At 37.5% G+C, this 19,368-nt stretch carries 18 protein-coding genes; 6 read left to right on the top strand and 12 right to left on the bottom strand.

Annotation, left to right across the window (positions count from 1 at the left end):
- Positions 1–388 precede the first annotated feature (388 nt).
- Positions 389–2,026: a ribosomal protection-like ABC-F family protein gene (gene abc-f, locus ACIQYG_RS21590; protein ID WP_402842268.1), complete on the top strand. Its 1,638-nt coding sequence runs from the start codon at positions 389–391 to the stop codon at positions 2,024–2,026.
- 394 nt (positions 2,027–2,420) lie between these two features.
- On the top strand, positions 2,421–3,257 hold the full coding sequence (locus tag ACIQYG_RS21585) for a DUF2935 domain-containing protein (protein ID WP_402842265.1): 837 nt from the start codon (positions 2,421–2,423) through the stop codon (positions 3,255–3,257).
- Positions 3,258–3,372: 115 nt separating this feature from the next.
- Here ACIQYG_RS21585 and ACIQYG_RS21580 read toward each other — a convergent pair whose 3' ends face one another.
- On the bottom strand, positions 3,373–3,717 hold the full coding sequence (locus ACIQYG_RS21580) for a hypothetical protein (protein WP_402842262.1): 345 nt from the start codon (positions 3,715–3,717) through the stop codon (positions 3,373–3,375).
- A 479-nt stretch (positions 3,718–4,196) separates the two neighbouring features.
- Between ACIQYG_RS21580 and mscL the strand changes: the two genes are divergently transcribed.
- The gene (mscL, locus tag ACIQYG_RS21575) at positions 4,197–4,595 is read left to right on the top strand and encodes a large conductance mechanosensitive channel protein MscL (protein WP_402842259.1); all 399 of its coding nucleotides are present in this window, start codon (positions 4,197–4,199) and stop codon (positions 4,593–4,595) included.
- 398 nt (positions 4,596–4,993) lie between these two features.
- Here mscL and ACIQYG_RS21570 read toward each other — a convergent pair whose 3' ends face one another.
- The 6 genes from ACIQYG_RS21570 to ACIQYG_RS21545 form a co-directional block, all read right to left on the bottom strand.
- Positions 4,994–6,574: a hydantoinase/oxoprolinase N-terminal domain-containing protein gene (locus tag ACIQYG_RS21570; RefSeq protein WP_402842255.1), complete on the bottom strand. Its 1,581-nt coding sequence runs from the start codon at positions 6,572–6,574 to the stop codon at positions 4,994–4,996.
- A complete protein-coding gene (locus tag ACIQYG_RS21565) occupies positions 6,574–7,668 on the bottom strand; it encodes an S-methyl thiohydantoin desulfurase family protein (protein ID WP_402842252.1) in 1,095 nt (364 codons plus the stop codon). The genes ACIQYG_RS21570 and ACIQYG_RS21565 overlap by 1 nt, the downstream gene beginning before the upstream one ends.
- A gap of 26 nt (positions 7,669–7,694) precedes the next feature.
- Positions 7,695–9,014 carry a purine-cytosine permease family protein gene (locus ACIQYG_RS21560; protein ID WP_402842249.1) on the bottom strand — a complete coding sequence of 440 codons (1,320 nt, stop codon included), beginning with the start codon at positions 9,012–9,014 and terminating at the stop codon, positions 7,695–7,697.
- A 148-nt stretch (positions 9,015–9,162) separates the two neighbouring features.
- Positions 9,163–9,870: an aspartate/glutamate racemase family protein gene (locus tag ACIQYG_RS21555; protein ID WP_402842247.1), complete on the bottom strand. Its 708-nt coding sequence runs from the start codon at positions 9,868–9,870 to the stop codon at positions 9,163–9,165.
- Positions 9,871–10,099: 229 nt separating this feature from the next.
- Positions 10,100–10,708: a TetR/AcrR family transcriptional regulator gene (locus ACIQYG_RS21550; protein ID WP_402842244.1), complete on the bottom strand. Its 609-nt coding sequence runs from the start codon at positions 10,706–10,708 to the stop codon at positions 10,100–10,102.
- A gap of 549 nt (positions 10,709–11,257) precedes the next feature.
- Positions 11,258–12,049: a nitrilase-related carbon-nitrogen hydrolase gene (locus ACIQYG_RS21545; RefSeq protein WP_402842242.1), complete on the bottom strand. Its 792-nt coding sequence runs from the start codon at positions 12,047–12,049 to the stop codon at positions 11,258–11,260.
- A gap of 228 nt (positions 12,050–12,277) precedes the next feature.
- Here ACIQYG_RS21545 and ACIQYG_RS21540 point away from each other — a divergent pair, with 228 nt between their 5' ends.
- Positions 12,278–13,684 carry an amino acid permease gene (locus ACIQYG_RS21540; RefSeq protein WP_402842240.1) on the top strand — a complete coding sequence of 469 codons (1,407 nt, stop codon included), beginning with the start codon at positions 12,278–12,280 and terminating at the stop codon, positions 13,682–13,684.
- A 70-nt stretch (positions 13,685–13,754) separates the two neighbouring features.
- Here ACIQYG_RS21540 and ACIQYG_RS21535 read toward each other — a convergent pair whose 3' ends face one another.
- From ACIQYG_RS21535 to ACIQYG_RS21520, 4 genes are all read right to left on the bottom strand, one after another.
- Positions 13,755–14,615: a MurR/RpiR family transcriptional regulator gene (locus ACIQYG_RS21535; protein ID WP_402842237.1), complete on the bottom strand. Its 861-nt coding sequence runs from the start codon at positions 14,613–14,615 to the stop codon at positions 13,755–13,757.
- Positions 14,616–14,830: 215 nt separating this feature from the next.
- Complete coding sequence (locus ACIQYG_RS21530) at positions 14,831–16,204, bottom strand: aspartate aminotransferase family protein (protein ID WP_402842235.1); 1,374 nt, start codon at positions 16,202–16,204, stop codon at positions 14,831–14,833.
- Between the two features lie 562 nt (positions 16,205–16,766).
- Positions 16,767–16,898 carry a hypothetical protein gene (locus ACIQYG_RS21525; RefSeq protein ID WP_402842233.1) on the bottom strand — a complete coding sequence of 44 codons (132 nt, stop codon included), beginning with the start codon at positions 16,896–16,898 and terminating at the stop codon, positions 16,767–16,769.
- 414 nt (positions 16,899–17,312) lie between these two features.
- Positions 17,313–17,519, bottom strand: coding sequence for a hypothetical protein (locus ACIQYG_RS21520; RefSeq protein ID WP_053534520.1), 207 nt, complete (start codon positions 17,517–17,519; stop codon positions 17,313–17,315).
- A 313-nt stretch (positions 17,520–17,832) separates the two neighbouring features.
- Between ACIQYG_RS21520 and ACIQYG_RS21515 the strand changes: the two genes are divergently transcribed.
- Complete coding sequence (locus ACIQYG_RS21515; protein ID WP_402842230.1) at positions 17,833–18,339, top strand: DinB family protein; 507 nt, start codon at positions 17,833–17,835, stop codon at positions 18,337–18,339.
- 43 nt (positions 18,340–18,382) lie between these two features.
- Positions 18,383–18,547 carry a hypothetical protein gene (locus ACIQYG_RS21510; RefSeq protein ID WP_402842227.1) on the top strand — a complete coding sequence of 55 codons (165 nt, stop codon included), beginning with the start codon at positions 18,383–18,385 and terminating at the stop codon, positions 18,545–18,547.
- Positions 18,548–18,611: 64 nt separating this feature from the next.
- On the opposite strand, the gene ACIQYG_RS21505 is transcribed toward ACIQYG_RS21510, so the two are convergent.
- Entirely contained in the window at positions 18,612–19,340 is a 729-nt protein-coding gene (locus ACIQYG_RS21505; RefSeq protein WP_101221531.1) for a GntR family transcriptional regulator, read from the bottom strand.
- Positions 19,341–19,368: the final 28 nt, after the last annotated feature.

The following is a 19,368-nucleotide window of genomic DNA, read 5'->3' as shown; positions in this document are numbered from 1 at the left end:
CCCTATGGGTGGTAAATGTTTATGGTTTCCACAGGAAATATTCAGTCCTTGTACACCTTATAATAAGGTGTTTGATTGAGTTAAAACAATTATAAATCTTATAGTATCATGCCGCTTCCCTTTGTTTAAAACAATCATATTATGCTATACTGATTTTATTAATACCAGAAGGGATGATGGGTGGCCGATGATTAACTAATCTTATTTTTAAAAATTTGAAATCACATATTTCAAATCATACAAAATAGGATTAGTCTGCCCATTTTCTATAAATTTTAGAGCTATCATGAAAATAGCTCTTATTTGATAATGCACAGGTACGACTAATCCTTCCATATGAACTGGGAGGATTTTTTTTATTCTCCCTTTAAGGAGAGGATTGATCATAATGAAAGAATTATTAAAATTAACCAATATCAGCTATGGAGTACTGGACCATGACATTTTTGAAAATGTTAATGCTAGTGTTCAAAAAGGGGAGATAATCGGTATCATTGGCAAAAATGGTGCCGGTAAATCTACGTTGTTGCAATTAATTAATAATGATTTAGAGCCTGCACATGGACAAATCCAATGGCTGCAGCAAGACGTGAAGGTTTTTATCGTTGAACAAGAAGTCGAGTCCCATTCAACAGAAGATAAGACGCCTTCCGAAGTTAAATTACTTGATAAAATGCATGTACCAAGACATGACTTCCAACGATTAAGTGGGGGAGAAAAACTGAAAGCCCGGCTAGCAAAAGGACTTTCTAAGGATGCAGACCTTTTACTATTAGATGAACCGACGAACCATCTTGATGAGGAAAGTTTAGAGTTCCTCAAAGGACAAATTAAAAATTATAGAGGTACCATTATTTTTGTTTCGCACGATCGTTATTTTTTGGATGCTGTAGCAACGAAAATTTGGTCGATTGAAGATAAAAAGCTAATTGAGCACAGAGGGAATTATTCTAGTTATATGGAGGTTCGCAAACAGAAAAGACTTACACAACAACGTGAATATGAAAAACAGCAAAAAATGGTTGAACGGATTGAGGGACAAATGAAAGAAATCACTTCTTGGTCAAAAAAAGCCCATTCCCAATCGACGAAAAAGGAAGGGATTAAGGAATACTATCGTGTAAAAGCAAAGCGAATGGATGCACAGGTAAAATCTAAACAAAAGCGTCTTGAAAAAGAGCTTGAAAAAGCAAAAACTGAACCTGTTGAACCAGAATACACTGTACGCTTTTCAATTAATGCAAAAAACAAGATGGGAAAACGTTTTTTGGAAGTTAAGAATTTAACTAAGACTTTTAACGGCCGAACACTTTTTAAAAACGTCAATTTCACGGTTCAGCATGGTGAGAAGGTTTCCATTATAGGTCCCAACGGCAGCGGAAAGACAACATTATTAAAAATAATTCTTGGACATCAAACTTTTGCGGGCGAGGTATGGATTTCACCATCTGCAAAAATAGGCTATTTGACGCAGGAAGTGTTTGATTTACCGCTTGAACTAGCACCCGCCCAACTATTTCATAAAGAAACTTTCGAGTCGAGAGGGCGCGTTCAAACTTTAATGAAGCATTTAGGCTTCACGGCATCTCATTGGACAGAACCTATTAAGAATATGAGTATGGGTGAGCGTGTCAAATGTAAGTTAATGGAATATATATTAGGGGAAAAAGATGTGCTTATTTTGGATGAGCCGACAAATCACCTGGATTTAGCTTCACGGGAACAACTTGAGGATACCTTAGCACAGTTCACTGGAACGCTACTCGTCGTTTCGCATGATCGATATTTTCTCGAAAAAACGACAAGCAGCAAACTCCTCATTTCGAATAATCGCATACAAAAACAATTGTATGAATCATCCCCAAAAAGAGATGATTTGGAAGAACTTCGATTAACGCTTGAAACAGAAAGACAAGAAGTTTTGGGAAAACTTAGCTTTATGACTCCAAACGATAAAGCGTACACAGAACTCGACCAAAAGTTTAATGAGCTTACGAAAAAAATAAATGAACTTTGTGACAAATGACAATCAAATGTAACTTAATGAAACTGATAAATTAAATGCGAGAACCCTTAGAATGAATTAAGTCTAAGGGTTCTTTAAATACTGCCCTGGAGTGCTTGATGAAGTATTATAGAAGATCTAAGAAATTACGGTTTCAGACTCAAATCGGTCAGATTTTTGTATACCCTTCGGTTCGAAATCCATTTTCCTTCCTCTCTAAAATGCACGCTTGCTACTCTTCAAGGACGATGGATGAATCACGATATTTCCCCTACAAGAGAAAACAAAAAAACTCATTGGTTTGAGGTGCTAAGGATATCCGTAATGATTCGATTTGCAATTTGAGCAGAATACTAATGCCCCCTCGTTAATATTCTTTTAATGATGGATTTGTTTTAAAAAGGGGGCATTAGTTATGAATGAGAACACGCAGGAAGCTAACATGAGGAATAACTCTGGAATGTTTGTTGCACGCTCTTTGGATGAGATTCGTTTTTGGTCAAGAATAATGAAGGAACACTCGTTATTTCTAAGACTAGGTTTTAGATGTGAAGATACACAGCTAATTGAGGAAGCTAATCAGTTTTTTCATTTATTTGAACGGATAGAACAGCAATCCCATTCATTAACAAATCAAGCTGATCCAGAACAAATCAGAAGATTTAACTCGGAAGTGCAACAAGCTGCTACTGGCATATTTTTATTTAAAAGAAAAGTATTGGGATTAATACTCACGTGTAAATTGCCTGGTGCGAACAATTTCCCGCTATTAGTCGACCATACAAGCAGGGAAGCCAATTATTTTAGAAAACGATTAAAAGAATTAAATGAGGGTAAATTGAAACCTCTTGCAGATGCGATCATCAAAGAAAATGTTTTCTTTTTAAGGATCATGGCGGATCATGCAAAATTCATCGGACATCTCCTTGATCCATCGGAAAGAAAGCTGGTGGATATGGCGCGTAATTTCAGCAATGATTTTGATCAATTAGTATTTCAAGCTGTAGACTTAGAGTCCATGAAACCGCAATCTCAAACCGCTCCTCTTTTGGATCAATTTCTAGATCAGAACCGTGTTTCCGTCGTATCACTTCGAGACTTTAAGAAAACCGCCAGGGATTTAATCGAGGAATGCAAAATCAAGAGCATTATCCATCCACTGTTGGCTGATCACGTTTTCCGTGAGGCCGAACGTTTCCTTGAAATCATCGATATGTTTGAATCCCACCTTACAGGTGAAACATACAATTAATTGAGTATGAAGTATAGAAAAATAATGATTTTTATAAAATTGCTATTAAGGATTAATAAATTCCAATAAAAATTGGCCCCTCTCGATTTAGAGAAGGGCTTTTATATGTAAAAAGTTAAGATTGGGAGTTCACCAATGTTTCAAGTTTCTCTTTATCAAAAACAGAAATCCATGGTAAATCCTGATTGACTTCATTAATACCAGGTTGGATAACGCGACTATTTAAAAGGTCACTAATACAATCATTTATTAATTGGATATCCTGGTCTGATATTTTCCGGTTATATGTAGCGGCTCCTGTTTGTGTGGTCATCCCCCCTATCAAGCCTCTTTGATTTAATGAACTCCTGATCACTTCTCTGATAGCCTCTAGACTAGTCAACGGAAATACATCAAGGTGCTTAACAATCATCCTAAAAATATCCTCTCTAGATAAATCCTGTTCAAAATGTTGTCTCAAATAATCCACCCCCGTTTGTCAAAACATTCTCCAAATGAAACGTAAAATCCTCCTATTAACAAAAAACCATTTAACAAATCCCAAAACAAAAAACCCCTCTCAATTAAGAGACGGGCTTTTAACAATGGAGGAGTACCACTTAGGGGGTAGTACAATAATATAATTATCGCCAAACGAATACATTTATATTCACTCCCTTCCTCAAGTTGGTGAAAACAGCCTTACCCATTACTTTTTTGCTTTGTTCCATGACCATTCTTAAGTCCTTCTACATTAAGACCTGCTATTATAACGTCTCTTTAATGTTTTAAAATTGCGTTCTCTCTCCTTTGAGTGCCGCCATTGCATTATATTAAGGGATTCAATGATTAAACGGGGGATGGACCTATCTTTGGAATTATGGATGCCTATTACACTATTCAATTTTCACCATGTTTCTGATATGCTTTTATTAATTGAAAAAGAAAGGTGTAGTTACGATGATAAAGGAATTCAGGGAGTTTATTACCAAAGGAAACGTTCTCGATCTTGCGATAGCTGTTGTAATGGGTGCTGCTTTTGGAAAGATCGTTTCATCACTAGTCAATAATATTATCACACCGCTAATAGGAATTTTATTAGGTGGGGTCAATTTTTCTTCGTTATCTTTCACAGTTGGAAAAGCAGTTGTTCAATACGGTGAATTTGTCCAAGCTGTGATTGATTTCTTGATCATTTCATTTGCGATTTTCATGTTTATGAAGATAGCGAATTCTCTTATTAGAAAAAAACAAGCGAACGAGGAAGAGGTATTGGAAGCGGTACCGGCATCCGAGCAATATTTAAAGGAAATCCGTGATCTTTTACAAAAAAATTCACGTCAGGATGAAACATCGTAAGTATATACTGAATCAGTGAAAAAGTGCAGAAATAGTCAAAAATCAGAATAAGAAAAAGCCCCTCTCTTAAATGAGAGGGGCTTTTTCTTGTCATAATGAACTACGTATCCGTTCCTATAACTAGACAGGCGACACTTAACCGTTTATTTCATATGGACTGGAAACTCTTCCTTACAAAATTAATTCACCCAATCTCCCACTGAAAATGAAGCACTTTTTTTACCCTTTATTGTAAAAATTTCAGAGAGGAAGAAATAAATATGCGTCATATTTTAATAACTTTAATAAAATAATTCGTCAATTCCCATACCCTTAGCACTTTGTTTTTTCCACTTATTTAAATCAAGAAGTAAAGCTTCCTCCGCACAATAAAAAGCTACTTTACACCCCTGCCTCGACTACACCGGTTCATTCATTGCAGCCTGGGCCAGATCACCAGCGGCTTTCACACGAATACGGGTTGCATTCCCAGGCATATATGCTAAAGGTACATCTTCTATGTCGACAATAACCAGCGTTTGAGGATCGGCTCCTGCACTGATCGCTTCTGACATCGCTATTTCCTTAGCCTGTTCCAATGCTGTTTCCCTTCCTATTTCAGCTAGTGCATAAACTTTTTCAATCTGCCCGCTAACCTGGGAGATGGCAGACCCAATGGCATTCGCTACACCTGAATGTAATGGGCGTATGACTTCAGATGCACCTTTTAATTCCTCAGGTAGAAGGATGCTTCCACCCCCAACGAGAATGACAGGCACTGGTGCAGCACTTGTTTTCATCTTATCGATAGCTTCTTCGACCAGATTGACCATATTTAAATAGATTCTATTTAATAGATCCTTTTCAAGGTGAGCCACTTTTGAAGCATCCCCAAGTTCCACTTTTCCAAGAGCCACTGCAACATCCGTCGTCGTTAAAGTATCGCCTCCGAAAATCAAGGCTTTTTCTGGCAGTCGGTAACCGACACTGTCCGGTCCAATCGTGAACTCTCCCTTTTCTCCTATGCGGATTATCGTGCCTCCTCCAAGTCCAATCGAGATTAAATCAGGCATCCGGAAGTTTGTTCTGGCTCCTCCAATCTCTACTGCCAAAGAAGATTCCCTTGGAAACGATTGAACGAGAACACCAATATCCGTAGTTGTTCCCCCAACATCTAAAACGATTGCATCGGTTAATTCACTCAAATAGGATGCTCCCCTTAAAGAGTTAGTCGGACCGCAAGCAACAGTGAAAATTGGGTATTTGACTGCATATTCGATTGACATTAATGTCCCATCATTTTGGCAAAAGAATACTTTTGCCTCAATTCCTTCATTCTTCAGTGCATTGATGAATCCGTCCGCAGTCGTTTTAGCAACATTCACGACAGCAGCATTAAGAATCGTCGCATTTTCCCTTTCCAGTAAACCGACTGAACCAATTTCTGAAGATAAAGAAATTGAGGTTTCTTCTCCCAGTACTTCTTTGAAAATTTCACTTGCTCTTTGTTCGTGTGTTTGCGATACAGGTGAAAAGACAGAAGTAATCGCGATGGAATCCACTTTCCCCTTGATTTCTTCGGCAATTTGATACAAATGAGCTTCATCTAATTCAACAATCTCCCGGCCATCAAATTCATGTCCGCCACGGATTAGATATACGTATTTTCCGAGGACTGCGCGAAGGTCATCAGGTACGCCGATAAGCGGTTTAACCGCTAAAGTAGCCGGAGCACCAATACGGATTATGGCGATATTGTTTAATCTCTTTCGTTCAACAATAGCATTTGTACAATGGGTCGTACCTAGCATTGCATATTTAATTTGCTCCCGCGGAACCTTTGCTTCATCGATTATTTTTCTCATTGCTGTATAGATGCCGACGGAAACATCCTCAGTTGTTGGTGATTTCGTTTCCGAAATGACCTGATTATATTGATCTAAAAGCACTGCATCTGTATGGGTTCCCCCGACATCAATTCCTATTCGATAAACACCCATTATACTAGCCCTCCTTTTTTCATTAGTTCCTCAACAGGAACATAACCGACTTCATAACCAAAGTATTTTGGACCAACCGCTTCAATTCCCTTTTCCGTTCTCCACTTTGGATGGCATGGCATTCCGATTACCACGCATCTTGCTCCATATCTGATCCCTTCAGTAGTGATCGGCAAGCCTGTTTCTGCATCAAGCACGGCAATCAAATCTGGAGTGACACAAAGCAAGCGTTCTTCTGTTTGTGCAATTAAATGCTCATTTTGGAATCGCACCTCGAGTTTTTCTCCCTTATACTCATTGATTCCCTCAAATGTTGCCACACCTCTGGCAAATCCCGATTCTGTCTTGCGGTTGATATCACTCACTTTTCCACGGAACAATTCAAACCCGTCTGCCTTATTCAACACTTCTTTTATTGGATCAACATTATTTTGCTTTGCAAGCCTGATTGTCTTGCCGATTTGTTCTTCTAAGCTCAGTATATTTCTAATTCCGCTTTCCTTAATATTCTTTCCTGTCATTGGATAAATCGCTGTCATTGTGGAACCGCCCATTTCAATCGTTGCTGCACGGGCAATCCTCTCTGTCCAGACATTGTTTATGGTTGAGAGCAGTGAAGTATTGCCTTTCTCATCCGCAAGCACCATCGGAGTAGCAGCAATTCCGTCCAAATAAAAAGTGACCATTTGCAATTCCGGGAATGCTCTCCCCATCCCATCAACATCCACCACAGGCAAGCCAAGCTTTGCAGCAAGTGCAAGGGGCACCATCGAATTCACTCCGCCTGCTTCAATCGGCATCGTTGCAAAAATCTTTTTTCCCAAATAAGATTCTAGGTTTTCGAAAGCTGCTGTTGCTTCTTCACCGCTTGGAGCTTTTTCCAACATAACCGTCGGTGCTCCCATCATTGCGGAAGGTACTACTAATGCGTCATCAGGAACTTCTTCTACATCCAACAATGTGATTTCCCCGTATTCTTCAATTGCCTGTAAAGCCATTAGTTTACCAATGTAAGGATCACCTCCTCCGCCTGTTCCGAGTAAAGCCGCACCTACTGCTATATCTTCAATTTCCTGTTTACCTAATTTCCTCATTTTCTCAAAACCCCCGATTTCAAAAATTATGATGCGATATGATCCCTATTCTCTTTTTTCCCTTTGATAGATTTAATTAATAACACACCTGCGTAATAGATAATTCCGCTTATTAAAAGGGAATTGATAGATGGTATGCCAACTGTAATAAAATAGCCGCTTGCAAATCCTGCTGCCCAGGCAACTAATGTAACTGGATTCAATTTTTCGGGCTCAGATGGCAATGTTCCTTTCTCTCTGCTTTCATCAAGAGCTTTTCGATACGTTTTCAGCACGAAATAATCAACCACCATAATTCCGGCTATTGGAGGTATCATGATTCCAAGTAAAACAAGGAAGTCTACAAATCTATCGAGAATGCCCATTATGGAAAGCAAAGTTCCGATAACACCAATTACAAGTGTAACGAGTCCTCGATTCATCTTGACCTTAAAAACAGAATCGAAAATATGAGTAAAGCCAAGAGAAGAGGAATATAAATTTACGTTATTAATTTTCACTGTGGAAAAAACGACAACTGCAGCGCCAAGCCAGCCAGACGTTTGCAGCATGATGCTGACAACATCGCTCGTTTTTGCTGCATGGGCCATTAACACAGCGATCATCCCTACACCAAGTTCACCCACTAATGTACCGATGGTAGTCATCCAAAAAACATCCTTGCCGTTTCTGGCAAACCGACTGAAGTCAGGTGTGATTACGGCACCAATAATGAATCCTCCAGCAACCATTGTTGCACCAACACCCAGAGAAAGACTTTCTCCTGGAGGAGGCGTTCCCATTAAACTTAAAATGGAATGATCATTGAGAACTTGATAAATGCCAATCCCTACCACTAATAGAAAGGCAGGAACGGTAATTTTGGCTGTCATGCTCAATAGTTTAAAACCAAATATAACTAGTACAGTTACGCTTAATCCTGTAATGGCAGCTGCAATTGGGAGGGTCAATTTACCGTCTGCAGCTTCCACCAAACCATTAGCAAAAACAGTGTTCTGCACTCCAAACCAGCCTATTGTACAAAAAGCAATGACCGCGCCAATGATACTCGAACCATACCTGCCGAATCCTGTCCAACGCGACAAAAGACTGGTTGAAAGGCCTTCACGTGCACCGGCATAACCGATTAGGAAACTTATAACTTGTAAAATGACACTTCCAAACATCATGGCCCAAAACGCCTGCCAAAAAGTCATTCCGTATCCTAATGCTGCACCAAGCATAAATTGAGAAAGTGTAGCTAGGGCACCCACCCGGACAATCATGATATCCCACATTGGCAATCTCGCATTTTGCGGAACTCTAGATAGAGAGTAATCGTCGCCCAACTTTGTATTATCTTCCATAAATTCACCCCCTATGAATTTCTCCTTAACTTTATCGATCAACTTGGAGATTTCCCTGCCTTTTTAAAGCTCTCTTGAATGTTTAATATCCTGAATATTCCGTTAATTATCCTTTCAAGAGTCGGTGTTTTCTTTTTCTTGAAAAAGTTTATGAACCTTTTACTCTCTGTTTGGAAGGGGGCGTCATGTAGGTCAAGCGGCTCTGTTTAACCCCCATAGCAATTAAAATTTCAAGCATCTTTGTAGCTGCAAAAGCGGGATCGATAACCGGAACATCATAACCCATTTGCGACAATCGTTCCTGAAGCTCCGCTGCAACACCCATAAAGCCTGTACAACCTAACACTAAAGAATGGGCATTGTCATGTTCAATCGCCTTTATCATTTCTTCAAACAATGCACTCTTTAACTTTTCCTTGTCTTGAACTTCTAGAACAGGAATATTTACATATCTAATTGAGGCGACATTCCCATCTACACCTAGAGTTTTGCTTATGTTTTCAATCATAGGCACAACATTGGGCAGCACCGTCACAATAGAAAAGGATTTTGCTAATGAGCTCGCAACAAGCATGGAAGACTCACACGGTCCAACAACTGGGATATCCAATATTTCTCTTGCAGGCTTCACACCTGGATCTCCAAAACAATCACTAATTACACCCTGATACCCCTCTTCTTCAGCCTGCTTTGCTTTTTCCAGGAAATTCGGTATACATAGTGCTTCATCATATTCGCTTTCAATTGATTCAGGTCCATAATCAAGATTGCAAACTCCTACTTCGGTGTTTTCGGAAACATAAGATTTAATCTCTCTTCTAATTTCTTCATTAAAAATATCCGATATAACCGGCATGATTACTTTAATTTTAATTGGAATACACTCCTTTATTTTTATTAGACCTGCTAAACCAATGTTTTTATTATTTCTATCACCCCCTTTTAGGTAATCATTCCATTTCTTCCGTTGTTTGACTTCACATTCTCATTATTTCAAACTGTGAGTATCTTCTTACTTTTCCATATTTGAAAATAAAGCTTTAAAGACTTTCATATGTTCCCCTTAGACATTAACTTCCTTTTGGTTATTCACTTTTGGACGGAGGCCCAAATTTTCTCTCTATATCTCTAAACATGGAGCTGATGAATCGATCTGCAATCTGAACTTGTTCCATTAAATCTTGTCCCTCATACAAGTTTATACCCCAGAATAATCCATTCCCGAGTAGAACAAATTGCTTTATGATTTGGTCAACTTCTTTGGTAGAAAGGCTCGGATAACTCTGCCTTAATAAATCCTCAAGTGAACTAACCAACCAATCATTAAAATGCAACAAATACTTTTGTAAATATAATTTAATTTCCGGAATGGGTGACGTAACCAATGATATATACGCCATAGTCCCTTGCTCATCATCTTTGTGATACTTAACGATCCCGTGAAGCATTTCACTAAAAATCCGATCAACAGATCGTGAACTTGTTGCCGCTAAAATTCGTTTCATTTCAGCTAAATGGTTATCAAGTAAATGTTGAAATGCAGCGATAAATAATTCCTCTTTGTTTTTATAAAAAAAATAAATGGATGCTGGTTTTATTCCCACTTCATCCGCAATCTTCTTCATGGTAGCTCCTTGATATCCATGTAGTGAATAATGCAAAAGAGCTGCATCTATTAATTCTTGCCTTTTCAATTCATCCCCACCTAACGTTTATTAGGTAAATTATAAAACGTATATTTCAGAAAAACAATAATTTTCTGATTTTTTCCCATTGAATAACTAATATTGTGATTACAGTAGTTATAAAGAAAACAAAACATTAACCTTTAGAAGGCCTTTAAGTACAGAACTTAGTGAAGGCCAACACTCGTTTTTCTTTTTCTATTAATGGACTAGTTATCCAGAATGGCAGTCCACAATGGTATCCAGCTTCCTCCTTAACCTCTTGACCAAAAGCGGATCTCTTAGGAACCTTAATTTTCGAATAATTTTTTATTATGCCTCAAGGGATTCGGCACTGGTCAAAAGAAACCAATCGTTTGGCAACATCGGCACTAGTATGTACTTTTTGTTGGATCTAGATAGCCGATTCATGGTTCAAAAATCATTTTGTTTATATTTCAAAAAAACAAAAAATCCATTTATCATTTAATAATGAAAAATGGATTTTAATAAACTTTTATAAAATTATAGTTATACACCCACATAATGTTTAATGAATTTTTGGAAAAACTATTTTTCTTATTCAAATAACGAAGCATTTGGCCACAATTTCTTGTCTAAATCATCAAGATATGGAACCTCTTTTCGCACCTCGGATATAATTGAAAAATCTACATCATGAATCAGAATACTCTGTTCCGATCTTGATGCTTGACAAAGGACCTCACCATTCGGAGCAATAAGTTTACTCTTTCCGCAGCTTCCCTCATTTACCGTGTTTACGCCAAGAATATAAACCGTATTATCGAGTGCGCGCGCAGGAAGTTGAATATCCCATCTTGTTTCTGCTCCGTAACTCCATACTGAAGGAACGATTATAAGTTCTGCACCTTGGAGAGCTAGAATTCGGCTTGGTTCAGGAAATTCAATATCAGCACAAATAAGAACGCCTATTTTTCCTTTTGATGTTTCAATTGCATGATAGACTTTCTCACCAGGAGTGAATATTTCCTTCTCTCTTCCCCATAAAAATGATTTTCGGTAAGTGGCAATGACTTCCCCTGTTGACTCAATTACAACTAAGGATATGTAAAGGTCTCCATTTTCTCCCTCAACAAATGGTACGATGAGCATTACTTTTAACTCTATTGCGAGCTTTTGAAATAATGAAACGGTCTCTCCAGTCGGAACCTCTTGCAACGATTGGAATTGCTCCTTCGATAAATAGTAACCACTCACCCAAAGTTCAGGTAATACGATTAATTCAGCTCCTTGTTTAGCCGCCTCTTCAACCATTTCAATACAATTTTCAATATTTTTATCCCTTTCTCCAGGGATAGATTGTAATTGGACTGCAGCAACCTTAACCATCAAAAGCACATCCTTTTCTACAAGTGAAAAATTATCAGATTTTTTAGAAACCTGTATTTAATATCATAATATTTTATTTTTTTAAATTACGCAAATATTATTTCTTTTTACATATTATTTTGAATCTTTTATTTCAAAAAATCTAAAAATTGTGTAAACTATAATCAATCCAGTTTCGGTTTGGGTATTTGTAAACATTTACACAACATTTTTTCAGGGAGGTCTTACATGAAAAAACAACAGAATGAATTAGAACAATCACTCAGTTCTCGTCACATGTCAATGATAGCTATCGGAGGAGTCATTGGAGCAGGTCTTTTTGTAGGTAGTGGTGCTGCAATACATAAGGTCGGGCCTGGCATCTTGGTTTCTTATGTAATTGCCGGTGTTTTAGTTTTCTTGATCATGAAGAGCCTTGGTGAAATGGCCACTTCCAATCCATCAAGCGGTTCCTTTTCAGAATATGCCCGAGACGCAATTGGCCCTTGGGCTGGTACAACAGTTGGATGGCTTTATTGGTTTCAATGGGTTGTCGTCATTGCCATTGAAGCCATTGCAGGAGCAGCTATCATCAATATGTGGTATCCAGGCATTCCTTTATGGTTTCTGGCTTTGGCCTTGACAATCGCACTGACTTTGACAAATATTTATTCAGTGAAGTCATTTGGAGAATTCGAATATTGGTTTGCCATGATTAAAGTAGCGAGCATTATCGCCTTTTTAATATTGGGAGTATCTTATATATTCGGATTTTCAGGGGAATCATCGGTGGTTGGCGTATCAAACCTTGTGCAAAATGGGGGATTTTTCCCTAATGGAATAAGTTCCGTTTTTGTGGGAGTCATCACTGTATTTTTCTCTTTTGCCGGTACAGAAGTAGCCACTATTGCAGCAGCAGAATCAAAGGATCCTGTTAAGTCCGTCTCTAAAGCTATCAATAGTACAATATGGCGTGTCCTGATCTTTTATGTAGGCTCAATAGCCGTAGTCGTGATATTGCTTCCTTGGAATTCCGCTAATGTATTACAGAGTCCATTTGTTGCGGTTTTAGAAAACCTAGGTATCCCTTTTGCAGCACACCTCATGAATTTCATCGTATTAACAGCTGTTTTATCATGTCTAAACGCTGGATTATATACTACATCCCGAATGCTCTTTTCTTTAGCAAAAAAAGGGGATGCCCCTAAATATTTTAGCAAGTTGAATAATAAAGGCGTTCCTGCCAGAGCTGTTTTTGCAGCTACCCTATTTTCTTATATTGCTGTAGTGATGAGTTATGTTTCCCCTGAATTAGTTTTTCTGTTTCTAGTTAATTCATCAGGAGCGATTATTTTACTAGTTTATTTGGTTATATCCATTTCTCAGTTAAGGATGAGAAAAAAATTAGAAAGAGAAAATCCTGATGCTCTAAAAGTGAAGATGTGGTTGTTCCCATATTTAACATATGCTACAATCCTGGGGATTTCCATCATATTGATTTCAATGGCATTTATCGATTCTACAAGAAGCCAGCTTTATTCAACACTATTACTAACTGTGGTTATCATTGTGTTGACTCATTTTTTTGGAAAAAAGAATATCAGCAGCGCAGAGGAGAAAAGTAAACTATCCAGTAATTTGCCTCCTTTGAAATAAGTTAAGGCAGAGTATTATTGGGATCAATAAAAAGCCTTACTCTTCCACATTGGAAAAGCAAGGCTTCTTTCTATTGCATTTTCTTTCTTTGAAAAACATCAAAATGACTCCATATGTCTTCTAAAACTTCCAATCGATCGTGGATATCTTCCTGCTTTTCTTTTCCGACAAACATTATTAAAGCATTGATCAAGCTTAATGGTGCAACAAAAGAGTCAATAAAGCTCGGCATCTGACTGGATGCTGTCAACGGAATGTCCGCATGAGGAATTAGCGGTGAGAGTAAATTATCAGTAATGGCAATTGTTGTCGCATTTTTTTCCTTTGCAAAAGAAAACATTTGAATGGTACTTTTCGTATATCGATCAAAACTGACACCAATCACTACATCTTTTTCACTTAAATTATATAACTTTTCCGATGAATTCTCTAATGACTGCAGGAGTTCCACATTATTGAGAACGATTTGAAGATAATACTCCAAAAACACACCCAGTGAAGTGGCACTTCGGTTTGCGATTACATATACCCTTTTCGCCTGTAATAAGCATTTCACCGCTTGATGGAAAGCATCTTCATCCAATTTCTCCATAGTGGATTTTATGTTTGCGATATCATCTTGGAAAACTTCATATACCCCTGAAGACTCTTTATTGTATACTTTTTGGGACATCTTTAATCGCTCTGTCGTTGTTAGCTGCTGCTTAACAGAATTTTGCATATACTGCTGCATCTCTGGATAGCCCGAATAGCCAAGCGAGGTTGCAAACCGAACAACAGTGGCATCACTGACCCCAGCCATTTTCGCTAATTTTCCAACTGTAAAAAAAGGAACGGTCGTTTGATTCTCTAATATATATGTAGCTATTTTCACGTGGGACTTACTCATTTCCCCTATTTGTCCAGCGATGTTTTGATAGACGTTTGACATTAAAAAGAGCGCCCCTTTATTTATATTTATGTATTGCAGGAGTATCGTGTAACCCTTTTCTGTATGTTTTATATTTTAACAATAGGTTTTTTCATCCTTTGTTGTCAAGTTAATTGCAAGTATTATCGTGGGATAAAAAAAGACCAGATCAATTAAAATCGCTTTGATCAGGCCTTGTATAATTCACTTTTCATCTAGGACTTAGCTAAACTGAATTATTTCAGGATCCGCCCAATAGCTTCGTCATGTGCTTCCACAGTTCGACGTATATCTTCATCCGTGTGTACAACAGACATCGAATAACGATTAAGCGGCTTTGTATAAATACCTAATTTTAATAACTCATAGTCAATTTCTTTCCTTGATTTCGTATTTGCCCTGCTCATATCACGATAATTTTTAATCGGACCTTCGGCTAAGATAATGTTAAAGATACTTCCCATACCGACCGTTTGCATGTTTAAGCCATGTTTTTCATACACACTCTCAAGTTCCTTACGTAAAGATTGCGTCTTAGCAAATAAATCTTCCATTGTTCCTTCTTGTTCTAATAAGTCAATAGTTGCTAAACCGGCAGCCAATATGGTTGGATGACCATTGTATGTTCCACTGTGATATAAAGGATTTTGTTTATTTGCATTATCTGCTCCAGCTGTCAAAATATCCCTTCCGCCTCTAGCTGAGGTAATCATCATTATTTCTTTTTTACCGCCGATTGCCCCTACTGGGAATCCGCCGCCCAGTACTTTTCCTAAGGTAGTAATATCCGGTTTAATGCCATATACTTTTTGAGCTCCCCCAATTGATATCCTGAATCCTGTTTTTACTTCATCGAAAATAAGCACTATCTTAAGTTCTTCTGTTATTCTTCGAAGTCCTTCCATAAATTCTTGTTCAGCAGGAATGAACCCTCCTTGAATTGGCTCTAAAATAACACCTGCTAATTCATGAGCATGGGCACGTAAAATCTTTTCGGTGGATTCTAAATCATTGAATGGAAGAATGATGGTATTTTCAATATAGTAATCTGGCATTCCTCTTGATTCTCCTACCGCTTTTGGAGCTGTTGCGTTTCCTGCTTGATCCATATCAGGGTTAACACTCACCAATACTTGATCATATCCTCCATGATAATGTCCTTCAAACTTCGCCAATTTCGGTTTTCCGGTATAAGCCACCGCGGTACGAATCGCAAGAAGTGTAGCTTCTAAGCCCGAATTCGTATAACGAACCATTTCAATACCAGGATATAACTCTACCAATTTTTCCGCCATTGTTGTTTCCATCTTGTGGGGCGTACCGAATATGGTAGTTCCAGACTCCATCATTTGTTTTGTCACAGCATCAAATACCTGTTGATGACCATGACCTAAAATAAGGGCTCCATAACATAATAAATAATCGATATATTCATTACCATCTACATCATATAACTTACTGCCTTTTCCTTTTTCCATCATTAGTGGATGTGGCGGGAAGTATTTAATATGTGCTGTAACACCGCCTGGAATCACTTCACAGGCTTTTTCAAATAGTTCAGCCGATTTATTTGTGTTTTCTGATAATAAAGAGTTGTTTTGCAGGATCATAATTGATTTCCCCTTTAAAAAATTATTATTTTCATTTAAATAATATTGATTAAACAACCATAATTTAAGAAGATGAGGGCCAGATAAGGTATACAAATGAAAATGCCTCGGCCAAAAACATACTTTCCAGTAACTTTAATTCCATTTCCTTCATACAAAATAAATAACCACGACTTCTGCTTTCGCTAATTCATCCAGAACTGCAATGTTTATATGATCATTAACAGCTAACCCCTCAAAAAGTAACCCCATAATCACCCCACGTTTATATGTGTTTTTTAATCCAATAAAGTTATACAAAGATTGGATTTAAATATTCATTTCATTATAAACAATAATATGAAATAAATATTTCAAAGTCAAGGATAATAAAGGCATTTTTATTGCAAAATTTCAAAGAAATATGATGCTATACATCAGGGTGAAGTAGATTCAACGACTATTTAAAAAACCAAAAATTCCAGATCAATCAATAATTTTGACTAAATTATTGTTCAAGATGATGACTTTAATGAAAAAACGCGAATTAAGCGCTCCCAAAAATGGAGCGCTTAATTCGCATTTATTCACCAAGCACTTCAATCATAATTGCATCTCCCTTGGCAACTACCAAGATAAGGGCTGAAATTCCTATAGCACCGCAGCTAATTGGAGATGTTGTATTGATTACATATTCTATCGTGGTCTTTATCAAAATATACCCAACCAAGACACTTCCGACCGTTCGCAAAAATCTACTAGTAAAGGTTAGAAAAATTGGACTGATCACCTTGGAGGTTTTAGATTAAACGGTGCTAAACAATATTGCTAAACATTTGATTCGAAAAACATTTAAAAGGCGTTTGGTAGACAAAGATCCCCCATGATTATTTATACCCATTTTCTATAGTCCAGCCTACTAAAAAGACTACTGATTCTGCGCATGATCTTAAATGTCCTCTCTCCTTATATTTACATTTACTAATATAAGGAGGAGGCTCATATAGCATGCTACAGTATATAAACGCGTTTCTGTTATTTTTTACACTTTTAAACTTTAAGAATTTCGTTCTAATGAATGAGAAAAAATTGAAAACGAAATATTCGTTTCCCTCCAGAAGGGGTGCACTTACATTGTTTCATAGTTTTTTATTTCAAATTCATTTAAGGGACGATTAATCGACTTACTCAATTTTTTAATAAGCTCTTGGTAATCCTTAGTATCATTTGGATCTATACCTTCTCTGACGTTTAGTATCTCGTATCGGTCATACTGTTCTGGAATAAGTTTTCCGTCTACATGGATATAAAGCCTATATTTGATCCTCAGATTCATATTACCATCTCCTTTACTATCAGTTCGATATAGGGAGCTATTTTCCTGCAAGAAAAAATGCCTATATGTGATGCTCCACTATCTATTCATTTTATAATCAGATTGTTCGCTGTTCGTATTATCTCAAAACCCCTTATTTATATATATTACATTTGAGGGGCACATATACCGTTAGAATCATTAGGAGGAATTGTTATATAAATTAGAGAACAACATATTAATGAATATACTGTATTGAATTCACCTGAATACTTTTGTTCTTACTGCATAATTGTTCAATACGAAAAAACTAGTGTATATGGAGGTTTTTTTAATGAATCACCCCGAGCCATTATTAGAATTGTATAACTATCACGCGTGGGCAAATGGAGTCATTATCGATCGGTTATATGAACTTCCAGAACACATTTACCATAAGGAAATTCAGAGTGGTTTTTCGTCGGTATCAAAAGTGTTGTCTCACATTTATCTCACAGATTACGCGTGGTTTGATATTATCTCAGGTAAAAGTATGAAGGAAGCAATGGCATCTTCTAATCAATTAAAAGAAGATGTGGAAAAGAAAAGTATTGAGGAAATGAAAAAAATATTTATGGACTTGTACGAAAGAAACAAAGCACTTCTGAGTACAGAGGATTTGGAAAAGGTAATTGTTGTGGATAACCCATATGCCGGATTGCTTGAAACTACCATTTCCGAATCGGTATTACACGTTGTCACTCACGGATCATATCATCGTGGCAATATAGCTACCATGTTACGGCAAATGGGGCACACTTCCGTTATGCAAGATTTTGGCCTTTACCTATATACAAAATAAAACACCAAGCTATATACCATTTCCTGAATAGGGGGATGTATCGATGGATGAACTAGTTGGCTCTTGTGTTCGCTGTGCACATGATGTGTATTGTACGGCTGGTTTTCTGAACGGTATTCTTTTAGATAACAAGAATATCTTATGTTTTAATTGTAAGGATATTTTAAGTTCGATGATCAAAGAAGAAAGTTTGGATGAGGAAAGTTAAAGGAGTAATCCACCAAAATCAAAACTAGATGTTTAAATAGGTCATGCCAAATTATTGGCATGACCTATTTTGCCCGATGAACAGTCAGATTGACCTTGTTCGTTTCACACATGAAAGTTGAGAGATGCACAGGTTGGTCGTTTGCATCGAAAGCAATCTTCACTATTCTAAATAAATTTGCGCCAATATCGCATTCTAAATATTTAGCATAGATTTTTGTAGCACCAATCACGTCTATAATTTTATCGTTACTGACTATTTCGGTATGGTAATCTTCCAAAAGGATCTTATAAGTTGATTCATCCCTTGCAATCTTCTTTTCTAAATCCGGAAAACGAAGTAACGAATAATGAGCGGTATCGTAGAAAAGCGGACGCTCATCTACATACATGAGTCGCTCAAGTTCGAGAACGGGGCTTCCTTCTTCAATGAGGAGATGACCTGCAACATCTTTTGGTGCGGCTATGACCTCACTCCTTAAAATCCGGGAATTCGGTATCTTCCCAAGCTGATGACTAAACTCTGAGAATCCACTTATGGATAACAACTCATTATGAAACTTATTAGATGCAACAAAGGTACCCCTGCGCGGAATACGTGTCAGTGTTCCTTCCTTCACCAATTCCTCTATTGCTTTTCGTATGGTAATGCGGCTAACGTTATAAGTTTCACAAAGCTCCGCTTCGGTTGGGATCTGTTCATCTGGTTTGTATTTACCGTTCTGAATATCATTCTTCAACATTTGCCTTATTTGCATATATAGTGGCTGGGGGGTTGAAGGATTTAAATTCATATTAGATTCATCCTTATCCGTCAAATTT

Source organism: Peribacillus sp. NPDC096622, from assembly GCF_044762665.1.
In the GTDB taxonomy this organism is placed as follows: Bacteria; Bacillota; Bacilli; order Bacillales; family DSM-1321; genus Peribacillus; species Peribacillus frigoritolerans_B.
Note: the sequence above shows the minus strand (reverse complement) of the source record. Positions and strands in the feature narration are given on the sequence as shown.